General features: G+C 61.3%; 16 protein-coding genes. 10 read left to right on the forward strand and 6 right to left on the reverse strand.

Annotation, left to right across the window (positions count from 1 at the left end):
- The first annotated feature begins 24 nt into the window (after positions 1–24).
- From EXW71_RS21050 to EXW71_RS21080, 7 genes are all read left to right on the forward strand, one after another.
- On the forward strand, positions 25–1,251 hold the full coding sequence (locus EXW71_RS21050) for a Xaa-Pro peptidase family protein (RefSeq protein ID WP_134661320.1): 1,227 nt from the start codon (positions 25–27) through the stop codon (positions 1,249–1,251).
- A 293-nt stretch (positions 1,252–1,544) separates the two neighbouring features.
- Positions 1,545–3,179, forward strand: a complete 1,635-nt coding sequence (locus EXW71_RS21055) for an ABC transporter substrate-binding protein (RefSeq protein WP_134661319.1) — start codon at positions 1,545–1,547, stop codon at positions 3,177–3,179.
- Positions 3,180–3,236: 57 nt separating this feature from the next.
- Positions 3,237–4,190 carry an ABC transporter permease gene (locus EXW71_RS21060; RefSeq protein WP_134661318.1) on the forward strand — a complete coding sequence of 318 codons (954 nt, stop codon included), beginning with the start codon at positions 3,237–3,239 and terminating at the stop codon, positions 4,188–4,190.
- On the forward strand, positions 4,187–5,023 hold the full coding sequence (locus tag EXW71_RS21065; protein ID WP_134661317.1) for an ABC transporter permease: 837 nt from the start codon (positions 4,187–4,189) through the stop codon (positions 5,021–5,023). The genes EXW71_RS21060 and EXW71_RS21065 overlap by 4 nt, the downstream gene beginning before the upstream one ends.
- Before the next feature lies 1 nt (position 5,024).
- A complete protein-coding gene (locus tag EXW71_RS21070; protein ID WP_134661316.1) occupies positions 5,025–6,662 on the forward strand; it encodes an ABC transporter ATP-binding protein in 1,638 nt (545 codons plus the stop codon).
- 83 nt (positions 6,663–6,745) lie between these two features.
- Positions 6,746–7,915, forward strand: a complete 1,170-nt coding sequence (locus EXW71_RS21075; RefSeq protein ID WP_134661315.1) for a hypothetical protein — start codon at positions 6,746–6,748, stop codon at positions 7,913–7,915.
- 140 nt (positions 7,916–8,055) lie between these two features.
- The gene (locus EXW71_RS21080; RefSeq protein ID WP_134661314.1) at positions 8,056–8,931 is read left to right on the forward strand and encodes a LysR substrate-binding domain-containing protein; all 876 of its coding nucleotides are present in this window, start codon (positions 8,056–8,058) and stop codon (positions 8,929–8,931) included.
- 105 nt (positions 8,932–9,036) lie between these two features.
- Here EXW71_RS21080 and EXW71_RS21085 read toward each other — a convergent pair whose 3' ends face one another.
- The 5 genes from EXW71_RS21085 to EXW71_RS21105 all read right to left on the reverse strand — a co-directional run bounded on the left by EXW71_RS21085 (position 9,037) and on the right by EXW71_RS21105 (position 14,052).
- On the reverse strand, positions 9,037–10,407 hold the full coding sequence (locus tag EXW71_RS21085; protein WP_134661313.1) for an MFS transporter: 1,371 nt from the start codon (positions 10,405–10,407) through the stop codon (positions 9,037–9,039).
- Positions 10,408–10,479: 72 nt separating this feature from the next.
- The gene (locus EXW71_RS21090) at positions 10,480–11,913 is read right to left on the reverse strand and encodes an NAD-dependent succinate-semialdehyde dehydrogenase (RefSeq protein WP_134661312.1); all 1,434 of its coding nucleotides are present in this window, start codon (positions 11,911–11,913) and stop codon (positions 10,480–10,482) included.
- The gene (locus EXW71_RS21095) at positions 11,910–12,944 is read right to left on the reverse strand and encodes an aldo/keto reductase (RefSeq protein ID WP_134661311.1); all 1,035 of its coding nucleotides are present in this window, start codon (positions 12,942–12,944) and stop codon (positions 11,910–11,912) included. The genes EXW71_RS21090 and EXW71_RS21095 overlap by 4 nt, the downstream gene beginning before the upstream one ends.
- A gap of 10 nt (positions 12,945–12,954) precedes the next feature.
- Positions 12,955–13,467 (reverse strand): formaldehyde-activating enzyme, encoded by a 513-nt coding sequence (fae, locus tag EXW71_RS21100; protein ID WP_134661310.1) that lies wholly within the window; start codon positions 13,465–13,467, stop codon positions 12,955–12,957.
- A 117-nt stretch (positions 13,468–13,584) separates the two neighbouring features.
- Positions 13,585–14,052 carry a GNAT family N-acetyltransferase gene (locus EXW71_RS21105; protein WP_134661309.1) on the reverse strand — a complete coding sequence of 156 codons (468 nt, stop codon included), beginning with the start codon at positions 14,050–14,052 and terminating at the stop codon, positions 13,585–13,587.
- A 249-nt stretch (positions 14,053–14,301) separates the two neighbouring features.
- Between EXW71_RS21105 and EXW71_RS21110 the strand changes: the two genes are divergently transcribed.
- Together EXW71_RS21110 and EXW71_RS21115 are read left to right on the forward strand one after the other, a co-directional pair.
- The gene (locus EXW71_RS21110) at positions 14,302–15,552 is read left to right on the forward strand and encodes a ribonucleotide-diphosphate reductase subunit beta (RefSeq protein ID WP_134695657.1); all 1,251 of its coding nucleotides are present in this window, start codon (positions 14,302–14,304) and stop codon (positions 15,550–15,552) included.
- 9 nt (positions 15,553–15,561) lie between these two features.
- Entirely contained in the window at positions 15,562–16,050 is a 489-nt protein-coding gene (locus EXW71_RS21115; RefSeq protein WP_134660756.1) for a DUF1289 domain-containing protein, read from the forward strand.
- Between the two features lie 63 nt (positions 16,051–16,113).
- Here EXW71_RS21115 and mdeB read toward each other — a convergent pair whose 3' ends face one another.
- The gene (mdeB, locus tag EXW71_RS21120; protein WP_134660757.1) at positions 16,114–18,792 is read right to left on the reverse strand and encodes an alpha-ketoglutarate dehydrogenase; all 2,679 of its coding nucleotides are present in this window, start codon (positions 18,790–18,792) and stop codon (positions 16,114–16,116) included.
- A gap of 191 nt (positions 18,793–18,983) precedes the next feature.
- Here mdeB and EXW71_RS21125 point away from each other — a divergent pair, with 191 nt between their 5' ends.
- Positions 18,984–19,898, forward strand: coding sequence for a class I SAM-dependent methyltransferase (locus EXW71_RS21125; RefSeq protein WP_134660758.1), 915 nt, complete (start codon positions 18,984–18,986; stop codon positions 19,896–19,898).
- Positions 19,899–20,029 lie beyond the last annotated feature (131 nt).

Consider the following 20,029-nt stretch of genomic DNA (forward strand, 5'->3'; position numbering starts at 1 on the left):
GTATTTGCCCTGCGAGGAACACCCATGAGTCTGTCCGGCCCGAACCGCAACCCCGCCGACTGCGAACCTACCTATGACGAAATCCAGCAGATCCAGCTGGACCGGCTGCAACGGGTACGCAATGAACTGAAAAAACGCGACTACGCCGCCTGCGTGCTGTTCGACCCCACCCATATGCGCTACGCCACCGGCTCGCGCAACATGCAGGTGTACTCGGCACGCAACCCGGCGCGTTATGCCTTTATCCCGGCAGAAGGCCCGGTGGTGATCTTCGAGTTCGGCGGCTGCCTGCACCTGGCCGACACCCTCAATACCGTGGACGAAGTGCGCCCGGCCAAAGCCATCTCTTATTACTTTTGCGACAGTTTCCTGAGCAACGTCACCGCCGACTGGGCTGCCGAGATCGACGAACTGGTACGTCAGTGCGGCGGCGGTAAACGCATCGCCATCGAGAGCGCTACCTCGGCCGCCGCATTCGAACTGCAACGCCTCGGCTACCAGGTATTCGACGCCCAGGAACCCCTGGAGCGGGCGCGCTGCATCAAGGTACCCAATGAGCTCAAGATGATCCGCGCCAGCCTGCGCGCCACCGAGGCCGGGGTGCGCCTGATGGAAAGCAAGCTGGTGCCGGGCATCAGCGAGAACGAACTGTGGTCGCATCTGCACCAGCATGTGATCGCCACTGACGGCGACTACGTCGAAACCCGCCTGCTGTCCTCCGGGCCGCGCACCAACCCGTGGTTCCAGGAATGCAGCACGCGGCCTATCGAGGCCGGTGATCTGGTTGCACTGGACACGGACGTGGTCGGGCGCTTCGGTTACTACGCCGACTTTTCCCGCACGTTCCTGTGTGGCGATCAACCCGCCACCGCGCGGCAGCAGGAACTGTACAAGCTCGCCTATGAACAGGTGCAGACCAACGTGGAAATGCTCAAGGCCGGCCGTAGCTTCAAGGAATACGCCGAGATGGCCTGGAAGATCCCCGAGCATTACAAAAACAACCGCTATTTCGCCCTGGTGCACGGGGTTGGCATGACCGGTGAATACCCTTACGTGGTGCACCGTGAGGACATTGATGCGCTGGGCTACGACGGCGTATTCGAAGCCGGCATGACCATCTGCGTGGAAAGCTACATTGGCCACGACGACGGCGGCGAAGGCGTGAAGCTCGAAGAACAGATCTACATTCACGAGCACGGCATCGAGCTGCTCTCCGATTACCCGTTCGATGCGCGCCTATTGCCGCGCTGAACCGGTCCAGCAACACAGGCGGCCGTGGGACGGATCTGTAACATGCATTTATAGAAGGTTACTGCGCAGAATTTGTCGTTTGTCCATCGTTGTGTAAATGACAAAACTGCGGGCATCTCTAATAAAAACAACATGAGAGCTGCCCTATGTCCTATCCCGTTGCCCGCCTCCTGAATTCGTTGTGTTTTGTTCTTCTGCCGGTTTCACAGAGGTCCGTGCTGCGCCGTTGCTGCGCCTGCCACTGACCCTTGCGGTTCAACAAAAACGCATATTCGCAAGTTCCGGAGAGGCTTATGAAAGACTTGACTACCCTGGACGGCTCCCTGCCGCATCCAGCCGTTGATAAACTGTGCGCGCAAGTAAAAAGCGGTGAGATAAACCGTCGCCAATTTCTGCGTACCGCTGCGCTGCTGGGCGTCACCGTCGCCAGCGCCAGCACCTTTCTGGGCTCGGCCCTGCTAGGCAACGAGGCCCAGGCCGCCGACGTCACGCCCGCGCGCCAGGGCGGCAGCCTGCGCTTTGCCTGTGCGATCCAGGAAATCCAGGACCCGATGCTGATCACCTGGATCGAAGCCTCGAACCTGTTGCGTAACTCGCTGGAATACCTGACCTGGGTCGACGCCGACAACATCACCCACCCTTACCTCGCCGAAAGCTGGAGCCCGTCCGAGGACCTCACCACCTGGACCTTCAACCTGCGCCAGGACGTAAAGTGGAGCAACGGCGACCGCTTCAACGTCGACGATGTGCAACACAACATCGAACGCTGGATTGCCGCCGACTCCAAGTCGGTCAACCGCACCGCGTTCCAGGACATCAAAGCCTTCGAAAAAGTCAGCGACTACCAGTTCCGCCTGCAACTCAAGCGGCCGATGCTAGCGATCCCGGAGATGCTCAACGCCTTCACCTGCGCCATCGTGCACCGCAGCTTCAAGGCGGGTGACGACTGGTCGAAAAATCCGCTGGCCACCGGGCCCTTCACGCTGGTGTCATTCGCGGTGAACAAGCAAGCCACCTTTGCCAAGCGTGCCGACTACTGGGGCAAGCCCGCCAACCTCGACGAGGTGCGCTACATCGACATGGGCACCGACGTGTCCACTCACCTCGCCGCCCTGCAGGCCGGCCAAGTCGACGTGCTGTACCGGGTGACCGTGGCAGAGCTGGACCTGGCCAAGCGCTTGCCGGGCGCGCAGTTGCTCAGTTGCAAGTCCGCGCAAACCGTGGTGATGCGCATGGCCTGCGACCAGAAGCCGTTCACCGACCTGCGCGTGCGCAAAGCCGTGGTGCTGTGCGCCGACAATGCACAGATGTTGAAGATCGCCTATCGCGGCATGGGCACCTTGGGCGAAGACCACCATGTGGCGCCCTCCCATCCCGAGTATTTCCCACTGCCCAAGCGCAACCGCGACGTGGCAGCCGCCAAGCAGTTACTGGCCGAGGCCGGCTTTGCCAACGGCCTGGATATCGACCTGATCGTCGGCAACACCCAGGGCCGCTATGAGCAGGACTGCGCGCAGATCCTGCAACAGAACTGCCTGGAGGCCGGGATTCGCATCAACCTCAAGGTGGTGCCTGCCGCACAGTACTGGCCGATCTGGGACAAGGCTGCATTCAGCCTCACCTACTGGGCCCATCGCCCGCTGGGGGTGATGTCCCTGGAGCTGGCTTATCGCGGCGGTGGTGCCTGGAACGAAAGCCATTACAGCGACCCCGCCTTCGATGCCGCGCTGGACAAGGCCATGGGCATCATCGACCCCAAAGCACGGGCAGCGGCCATGCAAAGCGTCGAGCAGATCCTGCAAGACGCCTGCGTGATCGTGCAGCCGTTCTGGGGCGACAAGTTCACGGCCGCGAGCAAAAAGGTCCAGGGCTTCCAGGTACACCCCTCTGACTTCTACCCCATGGGCAATGTCTGGCTGAGCGTTTGAGTCAACGCTGCCCGCCTGTGCGGGCAGGTCTCCCATCATCCGTCGGAGCATGCACCCATGGCTCATTTTCTATTGCGTAAATTATTGGCATTGCTGGCGACCCTGCTGTCGGTGTCACTGATTGTGTTCCTGGCCCTGGAACTCAACATCGAAGACGTCGCCATCAATGTCCTCGGCCCCTACTCCGCCGCCGACCAGCGCGCGGCGTGGCTGGTGGAGCACGGCTACAACCAACCCTTTGTGTGGCGCTACCTGTCTTGGCTCAAGGACTTTGTCAGCGGCGATTGGGGCACCTCGGTGTACTTCCGCGAATCGGTGATCAAGCTGTTGCTGCCCAACCTGGCGCAAACCCTGACCCTCGCCGGGCTGGCCTTGCTGGTGATGGTGCCCGTGGCGTTGACGCTGGGCGTTCTCGCCGGCATTCGACAAGGCTCACTGCTCGACCGATTGGTGTCGTTCCTGGCGATCGTCACCACGTCGATTCCCGACTTCGCCAGCGCGGTGTTCGTTTCGGCGCTCTTTGTGTTCTGGCTCAACTGGCTGCCAGGCGTAAGCAGCATGAGCGACGGTTTCAGCGCGATGCAATTGGTGTTACCGCTGATGGTGCTGAGTCTGTTCGGCATCGGCTACCTGGCGCGCATTACCCGAGCGTCGATGGTCGAAGTGATGCAGTCGCCGTACATCCGCACGGCGCGTCTCAAAGGCGCCTCCACCGCGCGCATCGTGGTGCGTCATGCCCTGCGCAATGTGCTGATCGCCCCCATCACCGTCATCATGCTGTACATCCCTTGGCTGCTGTCCAACGTCATCGTGGTCGAGGTGTTCTTCGCCTACAAGGGCTTCGGCTCGCTGCTCTACACCGCATCGCTGAACCATGACGTGTACCTGATCGAAGCCTGCGCCATGGTCAGCGCGGTGGTGGTGGGCATCACCAAGATCTTCTCGGACCTGGCCTACACCTGGCTCAACCCGCGCATCACCCTGCGCAGTTTCGGCGGAGGTACCCAATGAACCGCCTTCAAGCCTTCAAACACCCCTTGGCGTTGCTCGGCCTGCTGCTGGTAGGCACTTGGGTGGTGACCGCGTTGCTGGCGCCGTGGCTCGCGCCCCATGATCCGCTGGAAAGCTTCACACCACTGCTGACGCCGATGAGCGTCGGCGACAACCACCAGAGCTTCCTGCTGGGCACCGACATGATCGGTCGTGACATCCTTTCGCGGCTGATCTGGGGCACGCGCACCGTGTTGCTCTGGTCGATCCTGGCCACCCTCACCGCGTTCGCGGTGGGCATTGCCATGGGTCTATGCGCCGGTTACTTCAATGGTTGGGTCGACGCCGTGCTGTCGTATGTGGCTGACACCGTGCTGTCGTTCCCAGTGCTGGTGCTGTACATCGTGATCATCATCGCCCTCGGCGCTTCGGCGCTGAACATCCTGATTGCGGTGACCTTCACCAGTGCGCCGGCGATCTTTCGGATCATGCGTGCGTTGACCATCGACATTCGTTCCCGAGACTACGTACTCAGCGCCATCACCCAAGGCGAAGGCGCGTTGCGCATCATGCTGGTGGAGATCCTGCCCAACTGCGGAGGGCCGTTGATCGTGGATTTCTGCCTGCGCATCGGCTACACCGCGATCATGATCGGCGCCCTGGGTTTCCTTGGCCTCGGCCTGCCGCCGCCGACCCCCGACTGGGGCGGCATGATCAACGACGGCCGCGCCATGGCCATCGCCTTCCCGCACCTGGTGATCTTCCCGTGCATTGCCATATCCACCCTGATGCTGGGCTTGAGCCTGCTGGCGGATGGCCTGGATGAAAACGCCCAGCAAGGCGCAAGGAGTTGAGATGAACCCGGAACCTGTACTACGAGTGCACAATCTGTCGATTGAACTACCCGCCGGCGCCGACCGCAGCCACGCCGTGCATGGCATCAGCCTGGACGTGCGCAAGGGCGAAATCCTCTGCGTGATAGGTGAATCCGGCTCGGGCAAGTCGGTATTGTCGGCGGCGATCATGGGTGATTACGCCAAGGGCCTGCGCCATGCCGGTGGAGCGATCGAGTTCTGCGGCGAGGATATCTGCGCCCTGGATGAGGCGCGGCTGCGCCAATTGCGCGGCAACCGCATCGCGATGATCTTCCAGGAGCCCATGGCCGCGTTGAATCCGGCGATTCGCATCGGCAGGCAAGTCGAGGAAATCTTCGAGATTCACGCCGCGCAGATGCCCGCCGCCGAGCGGCGCGAACGCATGCTCGCGCTGTTGGAGTCCACCCAACTGCCGGATCCGCCGCGCATCGCCAACAGTTTCCCCCACCAGTTGTCCGGCGGTCAGTGCCAGCGCGTGGTGATCGCCATGGCCTTGGCGATGACCCCTGACTTGTTGATCGCTGACGAGCCGACCACAGCCCTCGACGTCACCACCCAGGCCCAGGTGTTGAAGCTGGTGCACGACCTGCGTGGGCGTGGCCAGCACGGCATTCTGTTTATTACCCACGATTTCGGTGTAGTGGCGCAGATTGCCGACCGCATTGGCGTGATGGAAGGCGGCCGCCTGGTAGAAATCGGCGAGCGTGACCAGGTGCTGAATGCACCGGCCCATGCCTACACGCGCAAGCTGATTGCCGCAGTGCCGGCGTTGCATCCCGAACTGCGTGCGCCGTGCGCCGATGGCGAAATGGCGCTGCGTATCGAGCACCTGACCAAAACCTACGACGTTGGCGGGCGCGCAGTGGCGGCACTGCGCAATGTGTCGCTGAACCTGCCACGGGGCAAGACCCTGGCGATTGTCGGTGAGTCCGGCTCAGGCAAAAGCACCTTGGTCAAGGCCGCCATCCGCCTGGTGGACAGTGACAGTGGGCATGTGTGGGTCGGTGATACCGACTTCCTCGCCTTGGGCGGTGCCGCATTGGCAGCCAATCGGCGGCGTATCCAGATGATTTTTCAGGACCCGTATGGCTCTTTGAACCCGCGGCACCGCGTCGGCGACATCATCGCCCGCGCCGCGCAGTTACGCGGGTTGTCGGCCAAAGACGCCTGGGTCGAGGCCGGTGATCTGCTGGTGCGCGTCGGCCTCAAGCGCGACGCCTTGCAGCGCAAGCCCCGGCAGTTTTCCGGCGGCCAACGCCAACGCATCGGTATCGCCCGCGCCCTGGCGATGCGCCCGGAGGTGTTGATCGCCGATGAAAGCGTATCGGCGCTGGATGTGTCGGTGCAAAAGCAAGTGCTGGAATTATTGGCCGACCTGCAGCAGCAGTTGAACCTGAGCATCCTGTTTATCACCCACGACCTGCGCGTGGCGGCGCAGATCAGCGACCACATTGCGGTGATGCGCCAAGGCGAAGTGGTGGAGTACGGCAGCGCCGAACAGGTGTTGCTGCGCCCACAGAACAGCTACACCCAGGCCCTTCTCGCTGCTGCACCCGGGGCCTCTGAGTTACCTGCGTGCGGGCCGCCATTGAGGCTGATCCACCCCGCCGCGCGCTGAATCCAAGCCTTTCCCTGCGTCGCAGCGTTCGCTGCGGCAATGGGCTGCTGTTGCCCAAAAAAACTAAAAAAGAGAGTAAAACCATGCGACCAACAATGCGCTACTTCACCCTCATCCCCGTGCTCGGTGCCCTCGCTGCACCGGCCATGGCCTATCAGGTCACCGACAACCTCGACCTTGGCGGCGCCGTGCGGGCGCGCTGGGACTATGATCCGGACCGCGACATTCAGAAGTTCGGCCTTGACACCGTCTTCCTCAGCGCCAAATACAACTCCGCCACGTGGATCGGTGAGGCCCAGTACCGCTTCTACGGGCGTTCCTACCCTTACCAGTACACCAAGAACTACGGCGACATCCAGTTCGCCAAGTTCGCCTGGGTGGGCTACAAGTTCAACCCGGACCAGCAAGTTCAAGTGGGCCTGAACACCGTGCCGTTCGGCTTGCAGCCGTATTTCGGCAGCACCTTCTATGAAACCCTGGGCAACGTGGTGGGCCTGGAAGATGTGCAACAGGTGGGTACCAAGTACATCCAGCAAAGCGGTGACTGGAATATCCAGGCCGGTTACTACCTGCGCCCCGCCTGGCAAGGCAAGGGCACCAGCAAGGGGGTGACCTATTCCAGCGTGATCTCCGAAGCCGACAGCTACGTGGCCGATGGCAGCAATAACCAGGAACGCAACACCGTCGTGGTACGAGTCGCCAAAGCCATGGACCTGGGCGGCTGGAAATCCGAAGTCGGCCTGTCCGGCCTGACCTCGACCCTGGAGAACAAAAACACCGGCAATGACGGTCGACGCAACGCCGTGGCCATCCACTACCTGGGCAAGCACGGTCCGTGGGGCCTGCAGTTGCAGGCGGCGCGCCAACAAATGTCACCGCGCAACGAAGGCACCAATGGCGTGGTTACACTGGGCGGCTACGACGGCACCTTCAACGTGGCCAGCCGCGGCAACCTGTATGTGGCGGACCTGAGTTATGACGTGGGCGGCAAATACCTGTTCGATCAGATCAGCGGCGTGAAGCTGTATGCCAACTACAGTGCCTTCGACAAGTCCGACAATGACTTCAAGACCTCGCAACGGGTGATCCTCGGTACGTCGTTCTCGTTCAGTAAATTGTGGATTGCCACGGAATGGCTGATCGGCAAGAACGACCCGTACATCGGCGGCAGCAGCTATACCCAGAGTTTGGCCGCCGGGGGCAGTAACCAGTGGGAGAATCAGCTGTACATGAACATCGGTTATTACTTCTAATAGGCGGCGTTGCCGATGACGCCATCGGGGCAAGCCACCGCCCATATTTTGATCGCACAGCCGATCAATGCGGGTGGTGGCCTGTTGCCGATGAGGCCGGCAAAAAACACTATAAAAACAACAAGTGTGGAATTCTTTTCATGCGCCACCTCCCTGCGCTCACTATGCTGCGCGTCTTCGAAGAAGTCGCCCGCCACCGCAGTTTCAGCCAGGCCGCCGTGGGCCTCAATGTCACTCAGGGCGCGGTCAGCCGCCAGATCAAACAACTGGAAGACTACCTCGGTGTCGCCCTGTTCGTCCGAACGCCCCAGGGCCTGTCCCTGACTGAAGCCGGCTTCGCCCTGTCGCCGCACCTAAGCGACGCCTTTGACCATATCGAACGCGCCCTGCAAGCCGTGCGCGTACCCAACCTGCGCCAGCGGCTACGCATCGTTGCGCCACCGACCTGGGCCACACGCTGGCTGTCGGCGCATTTGCGGCGGTTTTGTGAGCGCTACCCGGATATCAACCTCAGCGTCACTCACCAGAGCCACCACGATAACCTCGCCGAAATCGACTGCAGGATTCGCTTCGGACTCGAAGCGGACACGCATTGCAGCAGTGAGTTATTAGTCATGGAACGCCATATCGCCGTGGCCAGCCCGGAGCTGTTTGCCAACGGCCAACCGCCCGACCTGCGGCGTTTCCCGCTGCTGCATATCCTGCACGACGGCAAGCGCCTGGCGGTCTGGGAAAACTGGTTGGCGGCCATGGGCCGAGACGATATCGATGCTGGCCAGGGCCTGGAATTCAGCACCCTGGACCAAGTGATCCACACCGCCCTGGCGGGCGGAGGGCTGGCGGTAATTGACCGGCAGATGATCGAACGCGAACTGGCCAACAGCAGCCTGCTGCCAATCACCCCGGTAGAAGTGATCGGCCCTTACGGCTATTGGCTGGATGTGGCGGCGGACAGGCAGGGGTTATCCAAGGTTCGGTTGTTTACCCAGTGGTTGAAGGGTGTGAGCAATCCTTGATGTTGAGTCATAGCCGTTATGCGGGTAACGGCTACTGGTCGTTGCTCCCTGACGGCAGCGGCAAAGCAAGCCGATCACGGCAAGCAGGTGGGAACAGGCTTGCACCTACACCCTGACCACCGCCGCCCTCTTCACACCCGGCACTGCGTGCTGATCGACCGGACTCTGCGCCTTGCATGCCTGGCTCAAGGTCAGCGCCTTGGTTTCCGGCGCCCAGGCCCAGGAGATAATTGCTCCGAACACCAGAATCGCCGCCAGAATGCCCATGGTGGGGCTCAAGCCGATCCCGGCCACGCTGACCGGCAACAGGAACGTACTGATCGCCGAGCCCAAACGACTGACCGCGGTCGCCAGGCCAATGCCGCTGGCGCGTACTTCAGTGGGGAAACTTTCCGCCGGGAACACACCCACCAGACTGCTCACCGCCGACAACACCAGTGTGAACACACCAAACGTCAGCACCATCAGCCACGCCAGGCTGCCCGGTAATACCGCCAGCAGGAACAAGGCCGCCGCGAGGATGATGAACGAGTTGATCAGGAAGCCACGGCGCGAGAACTTCACCGTGCACCAGATACCCAGCAGCGCGCCGACAATCAGCAACAGGTTGAGCAGCAACTCGGTGCCGAACCCTTGGGACAGCCCCATCTTCTGCAGGATCGACGGCAAAAACGTATAAATCGCAAAATACGGCATCACGATGCACACGAAGAACAGGCAGTTGAACGCAGTGCGCTTGCGGTATTCACGGCTGAACAACACGCCATAACCGGAACGGGTCTGTGCCGACGGCTCTTCGTCCAGCAGCACGTGCTCGCCCAGGTGTTTTTTGACAATCGCACGGGCTTCGGCAATGCGCCCACGGTTGACCAGCCAACGCGGCGATTCCGGGGTGCCGATACGGGCGATCAGGATCAACCCGGCTGGGATCGCCGAAGATGCCAGCATCCAACGCCAGGCGTCGTCGCCCAGGCTGAGCATGGCCGTGCCGACAAAGGTGGCGGCGACATAACCGAACGTCCAGATCACACTGAACGAGCCGAGCAGCACACCGCGATGTTTCTTCGGTGAGAACTCGGCAAGCATGGCGTGGCCGACACTGAAATCGCCGCCCAGGCCGATGCCGATCAAGATGCGACACAGCAACAGGCCCATGGCCGTTTCGGCATAGAACTGCATAACCGACGCTACAGTGATCAGGACGAAGCTGACCAGAAAGATTTTCTGCCGGCCGAGGGTGTCGGAGATCCAGCCGAAAAACAGGCTGCCCAGGAACAGACCGATCAGCGCCGACGCACCGATCAAGCCTTGCCAGAAGGCGTCGAGTTGCATCTGTGGACTGAGCAGGGTGAAAGCGATACCGATCAGGCCGAGAATATAGCCGTCGGTGAAATGCGCGCCGAAGGTCAGGCCGGCGATTTTAAGGTGAAAACGGCCGATCGGCAGGTCGTCGATTTTGACGGTTTGTACGCTCATGGTGTTCTCCATATTGTTGTTTTTGACGGAGTAACAGCCGGTGCCCATGCAGGCACCGGTTCAAATCAGAGGCTACAGGCCTCCCATCAGCAGGTATTTGATCTCCAGATAATCCTCCAGGCCGTACTTGGAACCCTCACGGCCCAGGCCCGATTCCTTGATGCCGCCAAACGGCGCGACTTCGGTGGAGATGATCCCTTCGTTGATACCGACCATGCCCGCTTCCAGTCCCTCGGCCATGCGCCAAACGCGGCCGATATCGCGGCTGTAGAAGTAGGCGGACAAGCCAAACGGCGTGTCATTGGCCCGTTGCAGCACTTCGGCCTCATCCGTGAAACGGAAGCACGCGGCCACCGGGCCGAAGGTTTCTTCCTGGGCGATCAACATGTCGCCATGGGCTTCGGTGAGGATGGTCGGCTCAAAAAACGTGCCGCCCAGCGCATGGCGACGGCCGCCGCAGAGCAGCTTGGCGCCCTTCTCCAAGGCATCCCCCACATGGGCTTCGACTTTGGCCAGGGCGGCGGCATTGATAAGCGGCCCTTGTTCAGTGTCGCCGTCCAGCGCACTGCCCACACGCATCGCACTGACCGCGACGGCCAGCTTGCGAGTGAACGCCTCGTACACGCCGTCCTGGATATAGAAGCGGTTGACGCACACGCAGGTCTGCCCGGTGTTGCGGAACTTGGAGGCCATGGCACCTTTGACGGCGGCGTCCAGGTCAGCATCGTCGAAGACAATAAACGGCGCATTGCCACCCAGCTCCAACGAGACTTTTTTCAGGGTGTCGGCGGCCTGGCGCATCAACAGTTTGCCGGTACGGGTGGAACCGGTGAACGACAGCTTGCGCACCACGCTGGAAGCCTGCAGCGCGCCACCGATGGCCACGGCATCGCCGGAGACAATATTGAAGACACCGGCCGGAATGCCTGCCTGCTCAGCCAGTACCGCCAGGGCGAACGCCGACAGCGGCGTCTCTTCCGACGGTTTGAGGATCAAGGTGCAACCGGCAGCCAATGCCGGCCCGGCCTTACGGGTGACCATGGCCAGGGGGAAGTTCCACGGCGTGATCGCCGCCACTACACCAATCGCTTCCTTAGTCACAAGAATACGTGCATCGGCCTTGTGGGTCGGGATCACGTCGCCATAGGCGCGCTTGGCTTCTTCCGCGAACCATTCCAGGAAACTCGCCGCGTAGACCACTTCGCCCATGGCTTCGGCCAGGGGTTTGCCCTGCTCCAGGCTGAGCAGGTGGGCCAGGTCTTTCTGGTTGCCGAGCATCAGCTCGCTCCAGCGCTTGAGGCGCTGACTGCGCTCCTTGGCGGTGAGCTTGCGCCAGGCCGGCAAAGCCCGGTTGGCGGCGTCGATGGCCAGTTGGGTTTCTTCGGCGGCGGCACGCTGCACATCGGCGATCAGCGCGCCGGTGGCCGGGTTGAGCACCGGGTAGGTCGGGCCACCGCTGGACCATTGGCCGCCGATGTAGTTGCCAGTACGGATCAAAGGGTTCATGCCACGGCCTCGGTCAGGTTGAAACGGTCCAGGCCCGGGCGGGCCTCACGCAGGATGCGCTTGCCGGCGGTGTAGTCGTTGATCACATCGCATGGGGTGTAGTTGCGTTCCAGTTCATGCAGTTCTTCGGCGTCCAACTCGGTGGTGAGGGCTGCCAATGCACTGTCGAATTGCGCGGTGGTATCGGCGCCCACCAGCATTACATCGACTCCAGGGTGGTTGGCGACCCAGGCCTGGGCGATCTGTGCGTTGGACACACCACGGGCACGGGCCACACGCTGTACCGAGTGGGCAATGTCGAACGACGCCTGGTCGCTGTACATCTGTTGGGTGAAGAAGTCGGTCTGGTTGCGCGTCGACTGCACTTCGCCCGTGAGCAAACCACGGGCCAGAGGGCTGAACACCGAGACACCCAGGCCCTGGTCGCGGCAGAACGGGATCATTTCGCGTTCTTCTTCGCGATAGGCGCAGTTCAGTTGCAGTTGCATGTTGATCGGCTTGACCCAGCCGTTGCGCTCGCAGGCCATCAAGATCTTTGCAAGCTGCCCCGTGAGCATGGTCGACACGCCGATGTAGCGGGCCTTGCCGGAGCGCACGATGTCGTTGAGCGCGCACAGGGTTTCTTCCACCGGCGTGTTCACGTCGAAGTAATGCAGCATGAACACGTCGACGTAATCCATACCCAGGCGGCTCAGGGATGCGTCGATGCTGTCCATGATGTGTTTGCGCGAGTGGCCACTGGCGTTGATGCCGCTGCGGGTGCCATAGCCGACCTTGGTGGTGACCACGATTTCGTCACGTCGCGCCACGCGCTTGAGGATACGCCCCACCACTTCTTCGCCGACACCGGCAGAGTAGAAGTCGGCCAGGTCGATGAAGTTGACCCCATTGGCCAGGGCATGGGCGACGATCGGCTCGCTTTGCTTTTCGTCGAAAATCCACGGTTTCCAGTCCGGAGTACCCATGTTCATGGTGCCCAGGCACAGACGCGAGACTTGCAGGCCGGAGTTGCCCAAACGGATATATTGCATGGCAGTCTCCTCAGGCTTTCGGCGTGTAGAAAGGGTTGCTGATGTGGTTGACCACGTCAGCCAGTTGCGCGGTGTAGGGCGTGCCGTTCAGGGCGGCGCGGATCGCGGTGCGGCAGGCGTTGTAGTTGTTCAAGTAGACGGCATCGAGGTCATCGCAGGCCGGGTTGACCCAGTTGGCGGTGACAATGGCCCACTCGTCTTCGGCCTCGGCCGGCAGCGTGCCGTCGAGCAAGGCTTCGAGCACCGCCTTGGCGATCCCGGCCTGTGAGGCGCCCCAGGTCGCGTTGCCGTGCAGGTCGCTGCCGATGGCCGCTTTGTTGACATAGAGGGTCATGGGTTTGACCGGGATATTCGGCTGGGCGATCACCATGAACGGGCAATGACCCTGGCTGGGGGAGGCCAGGCTGGTGGCGAACGCTTGGCCCGCCGGGCCATTGCGGGGGCCGATGAGAATGTTGATATGGGCAGCATTGACGCCTGGGCCTTCGAAGCCTTCGCCGATGTACAGATCAAGTGCTTTCATTTTCGCAAACGCTCGTTGTTGTTATGGGGAGCTTGTTGGCGAATTTTTAGCACTGGGCTTCGAAGCAGTCGTAACCATTAAAAGTCATGGGGGTGTGAGTTTTTCTCATGGCCCCCGTTACAGCTCCAGTTCCATCTTGATGATCTCGATGGAAACCGGGCTGTTGCCATGGCTGAACGTACCCTCGCCGACCTTGCGAAAACCGAACGCGGCATAGAACTTTTCAGCCGTGAGGGTGGCTTCGAGGTACGCGTTGGGATGGCCTGCGGTTTTAATGCGCTGCAAGGCGTCATTCAACAAGCGTGCACCAACGCCCTGCCCGGCTGCGTCACCGCGCACAAACAGCTTGCTGACTTCATGGCCGTCGATCTCGACGAAACCCAACAGGGTATCGGCGTACGCCAGCCACAGATTGCCGGCGGCAATGGACTCGCGGTAGCTCTCGGGCGAGCGACCGTCGAGCCACATGGCAATCTGCTCGGGACTGTAGTCGCCATGGCAAAGGTTTTCGACGGAGTTTTTATGCACCTCGAAGATACTTTCGGCGTCTTCGAGCATGGCGGTTCGGATCAGTATTTTTTTCATTCCCTTGAAATTCCAACGCTGCTCAATGAACCCACGCTTTATAGCCCAATAGCCCTTCGGCAGCGACCTCAGACCGCAGAGGTTGTGCGTTGACCTGTTTCACCACACACCATATAGTGTGCCCACAAACAGAACAGACCACTACATAGTGTGCAGTTTCGGTATTTTCCGACCACACTCTGCGCAGTATTTCAATGCCCTGAAGCCTGCAGCCCCCTATTTTTCGAGTACCAGGAAAGGAGAATTTCAATGCTGAGTTGGGATGAAGTCGACAACGAAGACACCGGTGCAGCGGTGATCAAGGGCGCCAACGCCGGCCACGCCACCGAAGCCAACATGGACCGCCTCGACGGTGCCGGCGCTGCTGCCGCGGTTGAAGCTCGCGCCGTCACCGCCAGCGACTCCGCCGCCATCGTTCGCGCCAAGGCCGCCCTGGACAAACTCGACATCGCCGAAGGCCTCGCCGAGCTCGAAGGCGCCTCCGCCCGCGTCGCCGTGGATGAAAAGCGCATGATCAACTGCCGCGCCGACCTCAACCAACTCGTGCCGTTCAAGTACGACTGGGCCTGGCAGAAGTACCTCGACGGCTGCGCCAACCACTGGATGCCGCAAGAGGTCAACATGACCGCCGACATCGCCCTGTGGAAAAACCCCGAGGGCCTGACCGACGACGAACGCCGTATCGTCATGCGTAACCTGGGCTTCTTCTCCACCGCCGACTCCCTGGTTGCCAACAACCTGGTCCTGGCCGTGTACCGCCTGATCACCAACCCGGAGTGCCGCCAGTACATCCTGCGCCAGGCCTTCGAAGAAGCGATCCACACCCACGCCTACCAGTACTGCATCGAATCGCTGGCCATGGATGAAGGCGAGATCTTCAACATGTACCACGAGATCCCATCGGTCGCTAAAAAAGCCGCCTGGGGCCTGAAGTACACCCGTTCGATCTCCGATCCGAAATTCGAAACCGGCACCGTCGACACCGACAAAGAACTGCTGCGCAACCTGGTCGCGTACTACTGCGTGCTGGAAGGCATCTTCTTCTACTGCGGCTTCACCCAGATCCTGTCCATGGGCCGCCGCAACAAAATGACCGGCGTGGCCGAACAGTTCCAGTACATCCTGCGCGATGAGTCGATGCACCTGAACTTCGGTATCGACGTGATCAACCAGATCAAGATCGAAAACCCACACCTGTGGGATGCCGAGATGAAGGAAGAAGCGACCCAGATGATCCTGCAAGGCACGCAGCTGGAGATCGAATACGCCCGCGACACCATGCCGCGCGGCGTGTTGGGCATGAATGCGGCGATGATGGAGGATTACCTCAAGTTCATCGCCAACCGTCGTCTGTCGCAGATTGGCTTGAAGGAAGAGTACCCAGGCACCACCAACCCGTTCCCATGGATGAGTGAGATCATGGACTTGAAGAAAGAGAAGAATTTCTTCGAAACCCGTGTGATCGAGTACCAGACCGGCGGCGCGTTGAGCTGGGATTGATCAAGACGGATGCCCAATCAAACCATCAAGACACCCTGTGTAGGCCTGTGCTCCACCGTTTATGGGGATCTGGTCTGCCGGGGCTGCAAGCGTTATCACCATGAAGTGATCCAGTGGAATGGCTACAACGCCGACGAAAAGCAGGCCGTCTGGCTGCGCCTGGAGCAATTGCTGGTGCAGGTGATGGCCAGCAAACTTGAGGTGTTCGACCCGCACCTGCTGCGCCAGCAACTGGAAACCCGCAAGATCCGCTTCGTACCGAACCAGTCGCCGTATTGCTGGGCCTACCAGCTGATCGCCCGGGGCGCACGGGTGATTTCGAAGTTGGAGGCGTATGGCCTGGCGTTGTTGCCGGAGTTTCGCGAGCGCAATCTCACAGACCTGCGGGATGCGATTGACCGGGAGTTTTTCCTGCTTTCCGAGGCGCATTACGAGCGCTACATCGCACCGGGGTTTCTGAAAGAAGCTTTTGGGCCGGCCCTGATCGCCACTGTCTAGCGAACCTTACAAAGCCACATGTGGGAGGAGACTGGCTCCCTTCCCACATTTGATCTCCGTTGTTCAGGCGGTCCAGGACGGATGCCGCTCCGCCTGCAAGCCGTACCGCTCGATAGCCTGCCGGCACACCTGCGCGTCCAGAGTCCCCTGCTCCACCAAGGCCGTCAGCGCCGCCAACACCAGGTGATGGCGGTCCACCTCAAAGAAGTCGCGCAACGCCGCCCGCGTATCACTGCGCCCGAAACCGTCGGTGCCGAGCACGGTGTAGCTGCAATCCAGATACGACCCGACCATCTGCGGTACCGCCCGCACATAGTCGGACACGGCGATCACCGGCGCGCCCTTGGGCAAGCATTCAGCCAGGTGGCTGACCCGCTTGATGCCCTGCGGATGCAGGCGGTTCCAGCGCTCCACCTCCCGCGCGTCCCGTGCCAGCTCGCTGAAACTGGTCACGCTGAATACCTCGCTGGCCACCTGCCAATCGTTCGCCAACAAGTGCGCTGCAGCCTGGACCTCGCGCAGCAGCGCGCCGGAACCGAGCAGGCGCACCTGGGCGTCGGCGGCGCCTTCCAGGCGATACATGCCTTTGATAATCGCTGCTTCCACGCCAACCGGCAGGCTTGGCTGGGGGTAGCTTTCGTTCATCAGGGTCACGTAGTAGAACTCGTCCACATCGTGCTCAAGCATCTGGCGCATGCCGTGATCGAGGATCACCGCAAACTCGCCGGCAAATGCCGGATCATAGGCGCGACAATTGGGCACCGTGGCGGCCGTGAGGTGACTGCTGCCGTCCTGATGCTGCAAGCCCTCGCCCCCCAGGGTGGTGCGCCCGGCGGTGGCCCCCAGCAGGAAACCACGTGCGCGCTGGTCGGCAGCGGCCCAGATCAGGTCGCCGACCCGCTGGAAGCCGAACATTGAGTAATAAATGTAGAACGGCAGCATGCGCAGGCCATGCACCGAATAGCTGGTAGCCGCCGCGACCCAGGAACTGATGGCACTGGCTTCGCTGATGCCTTCTTCGAGTATCTGCCCGTCGGTGGCTTCGCGGTAGCTGAGGATCGAACCGATGTCTTCCGGCTCATAGCGCTGGCCAACGCTGGAATAAATACCGATTTGCTTGAACAGATTGGCCATGCCGAAAGTACGCGCCTCATCCGCCACGATGGGCACGATGCGCGGGCCGAGCGTCTTATCCTTGAGCAGGTTGCTGAGCATGCGCACAAAGGCCATGGTCGTGGACATTTCCTTGCCATCGGCGCCTGTGGCGAAACCGGCATAATCGACGACGGGCGGCACGCTGACCGGCGCAGCCTGTTGCGTGCGGCTTGGCACATAACCGCCCAGGGCCGTGCGGCGCTGGTGCAGGTAGCGCATTTCCAGGCTGTCATCGCCCGGTTTGTAGAAACTCAAGGACTCGGTCTGCGCATCCGACAACGGCAGGCGAAAGCGGTCACGGAAGGCGATCAACGCCTCTCGGTCGAGCTTTTTCTGTTGGTGAGTGGTCATCTTGCCTTGCCCGGCCTCGCCCATGCCGAAGCCCTTTTTGGTCTGGGCCAGGATCACCGTCGGCTTGCCTTTGACCCGGCGCGCGGCGTGGTAGGCCGCGTGGATCTTGACCATGTCGTGGCCACCGCGCTTGAGCCGGTCGATCTGCTCATCGCTCATGCCTTCGACCAGTTTGGCCATGACCGCGCTTTGGCCGAAAAAGTGTTCGCGGTTGTAGGCGCCATCTTTGGCGGCGAAGGTCTGGAATTGGCCGTCGACAGTGTTCGACAAGGTGTCGACCAGCGAACCGTCGGTGTCTTTGGCGAACAAGGCGTCCCAGTCCGAGCCCCATACCAGCTTGATCACGTTCCAACCGGCACCGGCAAACAACGCCTCCAACTCATCGATGATCCGCCCATTGCCGCGCACCGGGCCGTCCAGGCGTTGCAGGTTGCAGTTGACCACCCAGGTCAGGTTGTCGAGGCCCTCGCGAGCGGCCAACGTCAGGGCCGACATGCTTTCCGGCTCGTCCATTTCACCGTCACCGAACACGCCCCACACGTGGCGGTCGGTAGTGTCCTGCAGGCCGCGGTGTTGCAGGTAGCGCATGAAGCGCGCCTGGAAAATCGAGCTGATGGGGCCAATGCCCATGGAGCCGGTGGGGAACTGCCAGAAGTCGGGCATCAGCCAAGGGTGTGGATAGCTGGAAAGCCCACGGGCGCCGGATTGCGGGCCGCTGATTTCCTGGCGATAGTGAGCCAGGTCGTTTTCGCTCAAGCGCCCTTCAAGGAAGGCCCGGGCATAGATGCCTGGCGCGGAATGCGGCTGGTAGAACACCAGATCACCGCCAAAATGGTCGTTGCGGGCACGGAAAAAGTGGTTGAAGCCCACTTCGAACAAGTCCGCGGCGCTGGCGTAACTGGCGATGTGCCCACCCAGTTCACCGTAGGCCTGGTTGGCGCGCACCACCATGGCCAGGGCATTCCAGCGCACCCACGAAGCAAGACGCTCTTCGGTGGCCAGGTCGCCGGGGAAGGCCGGCTGCTGCTCGACGCTGATGCTGTTGATATACGGCGTACCGTGGCGCGGCTTCCAGTCGATAGGCGGTGCACTGCCCTCCCGGGCCAGCAGGTCGAGGATCTGCCGTGCCCTCGCTGGCCCGGCGTGGGCCGCCAGTGAAGCCAGGGCGTCACGCCATTCGTCCAGCTCTTGCTGATCCAATGCCGTGTGATTGACTGCACTTACGAAACCGTTCATGGGCACCTCCGGGCTTTTTTTCCAGTTTATGTCGGTGCCTGAGGATTTTTTGCCTGTTATCAGGCGCTGTCTGCAGCAGTTTGAGCATGAATCACTGCCAATCGGCTTTTTACCAGCACATTGTGCTCCAGCCCCCCGAAACCACCCAACTGTGTTTAAAATGCCGCCCGCTCAATGACTGACGCTCGACGATGACCCCTGACGCACTCGCCACCCTGTCCGCTCACCTGCTCACCGCCCTGGCCAACCCGCCGGCTGAAACCCGCCGCCTGTTCCACGGCCGTGGCCGCTGCTGGCCGGGCCTGGAGCAATTGACCGTGGACTGGTTGCAAGGCGTGGTGCTGGTGGCGCTGTTCAAGGAGCCTGAGCCTGCCCCGTTGGAAGCCTTGAAACAGTGGCTGCAGACGCACCTGAGTGCTTACACCGTGGCCCTGCAACACCGTTATCTGCCGCAAAGCACTACCGAATGGCTGGTGGGCGACGCGGTGGATGAACTGACGATTACCGAAGGCGGCCTGCGCTACCTGATCGACCTGGGTAAGAAACAGAACAGCGGGCTGTTCCTCGACATGCGTTACGGTCGCAACTGGGTACGCGAACAGGCCAAGGGCCAGCGAGTGCTCAACCTGTTTGCCTATACCTGCGGGTTTTCCGTGGCCGCTATCGAAGGCGGCGCCGATCACGTGGTGAACCTGGACATGGCCCGTGGCGCCCTGAGCCGTGGCCGCGATAACCATCGCCTGAATGGGCATGACCTGAGCAAGGTCACGTTTCTGGGCCACGACCTGTTCAAATCCTGGGCCAAGGTCATCCACGGCGGTCCCTACGACCTGGTGATCATCGACCCACCGTCCTTCCAGAAAGGCAGCTTTTTGTTGACCAAGGACTACCAGCGCGTGTTGCGCCGCCTGCCGGATTTGCTCACGCCCCAAGGCACGGTGCTGGCGTGCATGAACGACCCGGCGTTCGGGGAAGACTTCCTGATTGATGGCGTGACCCGCGAAGCGCCGGGCCTGCGCTTTGTGGAACGGCTGGAAAACCCACCGGAATTCCCGGATATCGACCCGCAAAGCGGTTTGAAGACGCTGGTGTTCCGTCAGGGCTGATGCCGAAACGTCCTACGCTTGCTACGCTAAGGGATATACCGGGGTGGTGAACCTTATCCCCCCCTTCCCGGTCGATACCTGCATTCCTGGCCAGATTCGACGACGCCATGTTGTCGGCTGCCCCGTTTGAC

The sequence above is a fragment of the Pseudomonas sp. BCA17 genome (genome assembly GCF_004519405.1).
GTDB lineage: Bacteria > Pseudomonadota > Gammaproteobacteria > Pseudomonadales > Pseudomonadaceae > Aquipseudomonas.

Coding starts and splice junctions, on each gene's coding strand:
- EXW71_RS21050 (WP_134661320.1), top strand. CDS start 25: ATGAGTCTGTCCGGCCCGAACCGCAACCCCGCCGACTGCGAACCTACC.
- EXW71_RS21055 (WP_134661319.1), top strand. CDS start 1,545: ATGAAAGACTTGACTACCCTGGACGGCTCCCTGCCGCATCCAGCCGTT.
- EXW71_RS21060 (WP_134661318.1), top strand. CDS start 3,237: ATGGCTCATTTTCTATTGCGTAAATTATTGGCATTGCTGGCGACCCTG.
- EXW71_RS21065 (WP_134661317.1), top strand. CDS start 4,187: ATGAACCGCCTTCAAGCCTTCAAACACCCCTTGGCGTTGCTCGGCCTG.
- EXW71_RS21070 (WP_134661316.1), top strand. CDS start 5,025: ATGAACCCGGAACCTGTACTACGAGTGCACAATCTGTCGATTGAACTA.
- EXW71_RS21075 (WP_134661315.1), top strand. CDS start 6,746: ATGCGACCAACAATGCGCTACTTCACCCTCATCCCCGTGCTCGGTGCC.
- EXW71_RS21080 (WP_134661314.1), top strand. CDS start 8,056: ATGCGCCACCTCCCTGCGCTCACTATGCTGCGCGTCTTCGAAGAAGTC.
- EXW71_RS21085 (WP_134661313.1), bottom strand. CDS start 10,407: ATGAGCGTACAAACCGTCAAAATCGACGACCTGCCGATCGGCCGTTTT.
- EXW71_RS21090 (WP_134661312.1), bottom strand. CDS start 11,913: ATGAACCCTTTGATCCGTACTGGCAACTACATCGGCGGCCAATGGTCC.
- EXW71_RS21095 (WP_134661311.1), bottom strand. CDS start 12,944: ATGCAATATATCCGTTTGGGCAACTCCGGCCTGCAAGTCTCGCGTCTG.
- fae (WP_134661310.1), bottom strand. CDS start 13,467: ATGAAAGCACTTGATCTGTACATCGGCGAAGGCTTCGAAGGCCCAGGC.
- EXW71_RS21105 (WP_134661309.1), bottom strand. CDS start 14,052: ATGAAAAAAATACTGATCCGAACCGCCATGCTCGAAGACGCCGAAAGT.
- EXW71_RS21110 (WP_134695657.1), top strand. CDS start 14,302: ATGCTGAGTTGGGATGAAGTCGACAACGAAGACACCGGTGCAGCGGTG.
- EXW71_RS21115 (WP_134660756.1), top strand. CDS start 15,562: ATGCCCAATCAAACCATCAAGACACCCTGTGTAGGCCTGTGCTCCACC.
- mdeB (WP_134660757.1), bottom strand. CDS start 18,792: ATGAACGGTTTCGTAAGTGCAGTCAATCACACGGCATTGGATCAGCAA.
- EXW71_RS21125 (WP_134660758.1), top strand. CDS start 18,984: ATGACCCCTGACGCACTCGCCACCCTGTCCGCTCACCTGCTCACCGCC.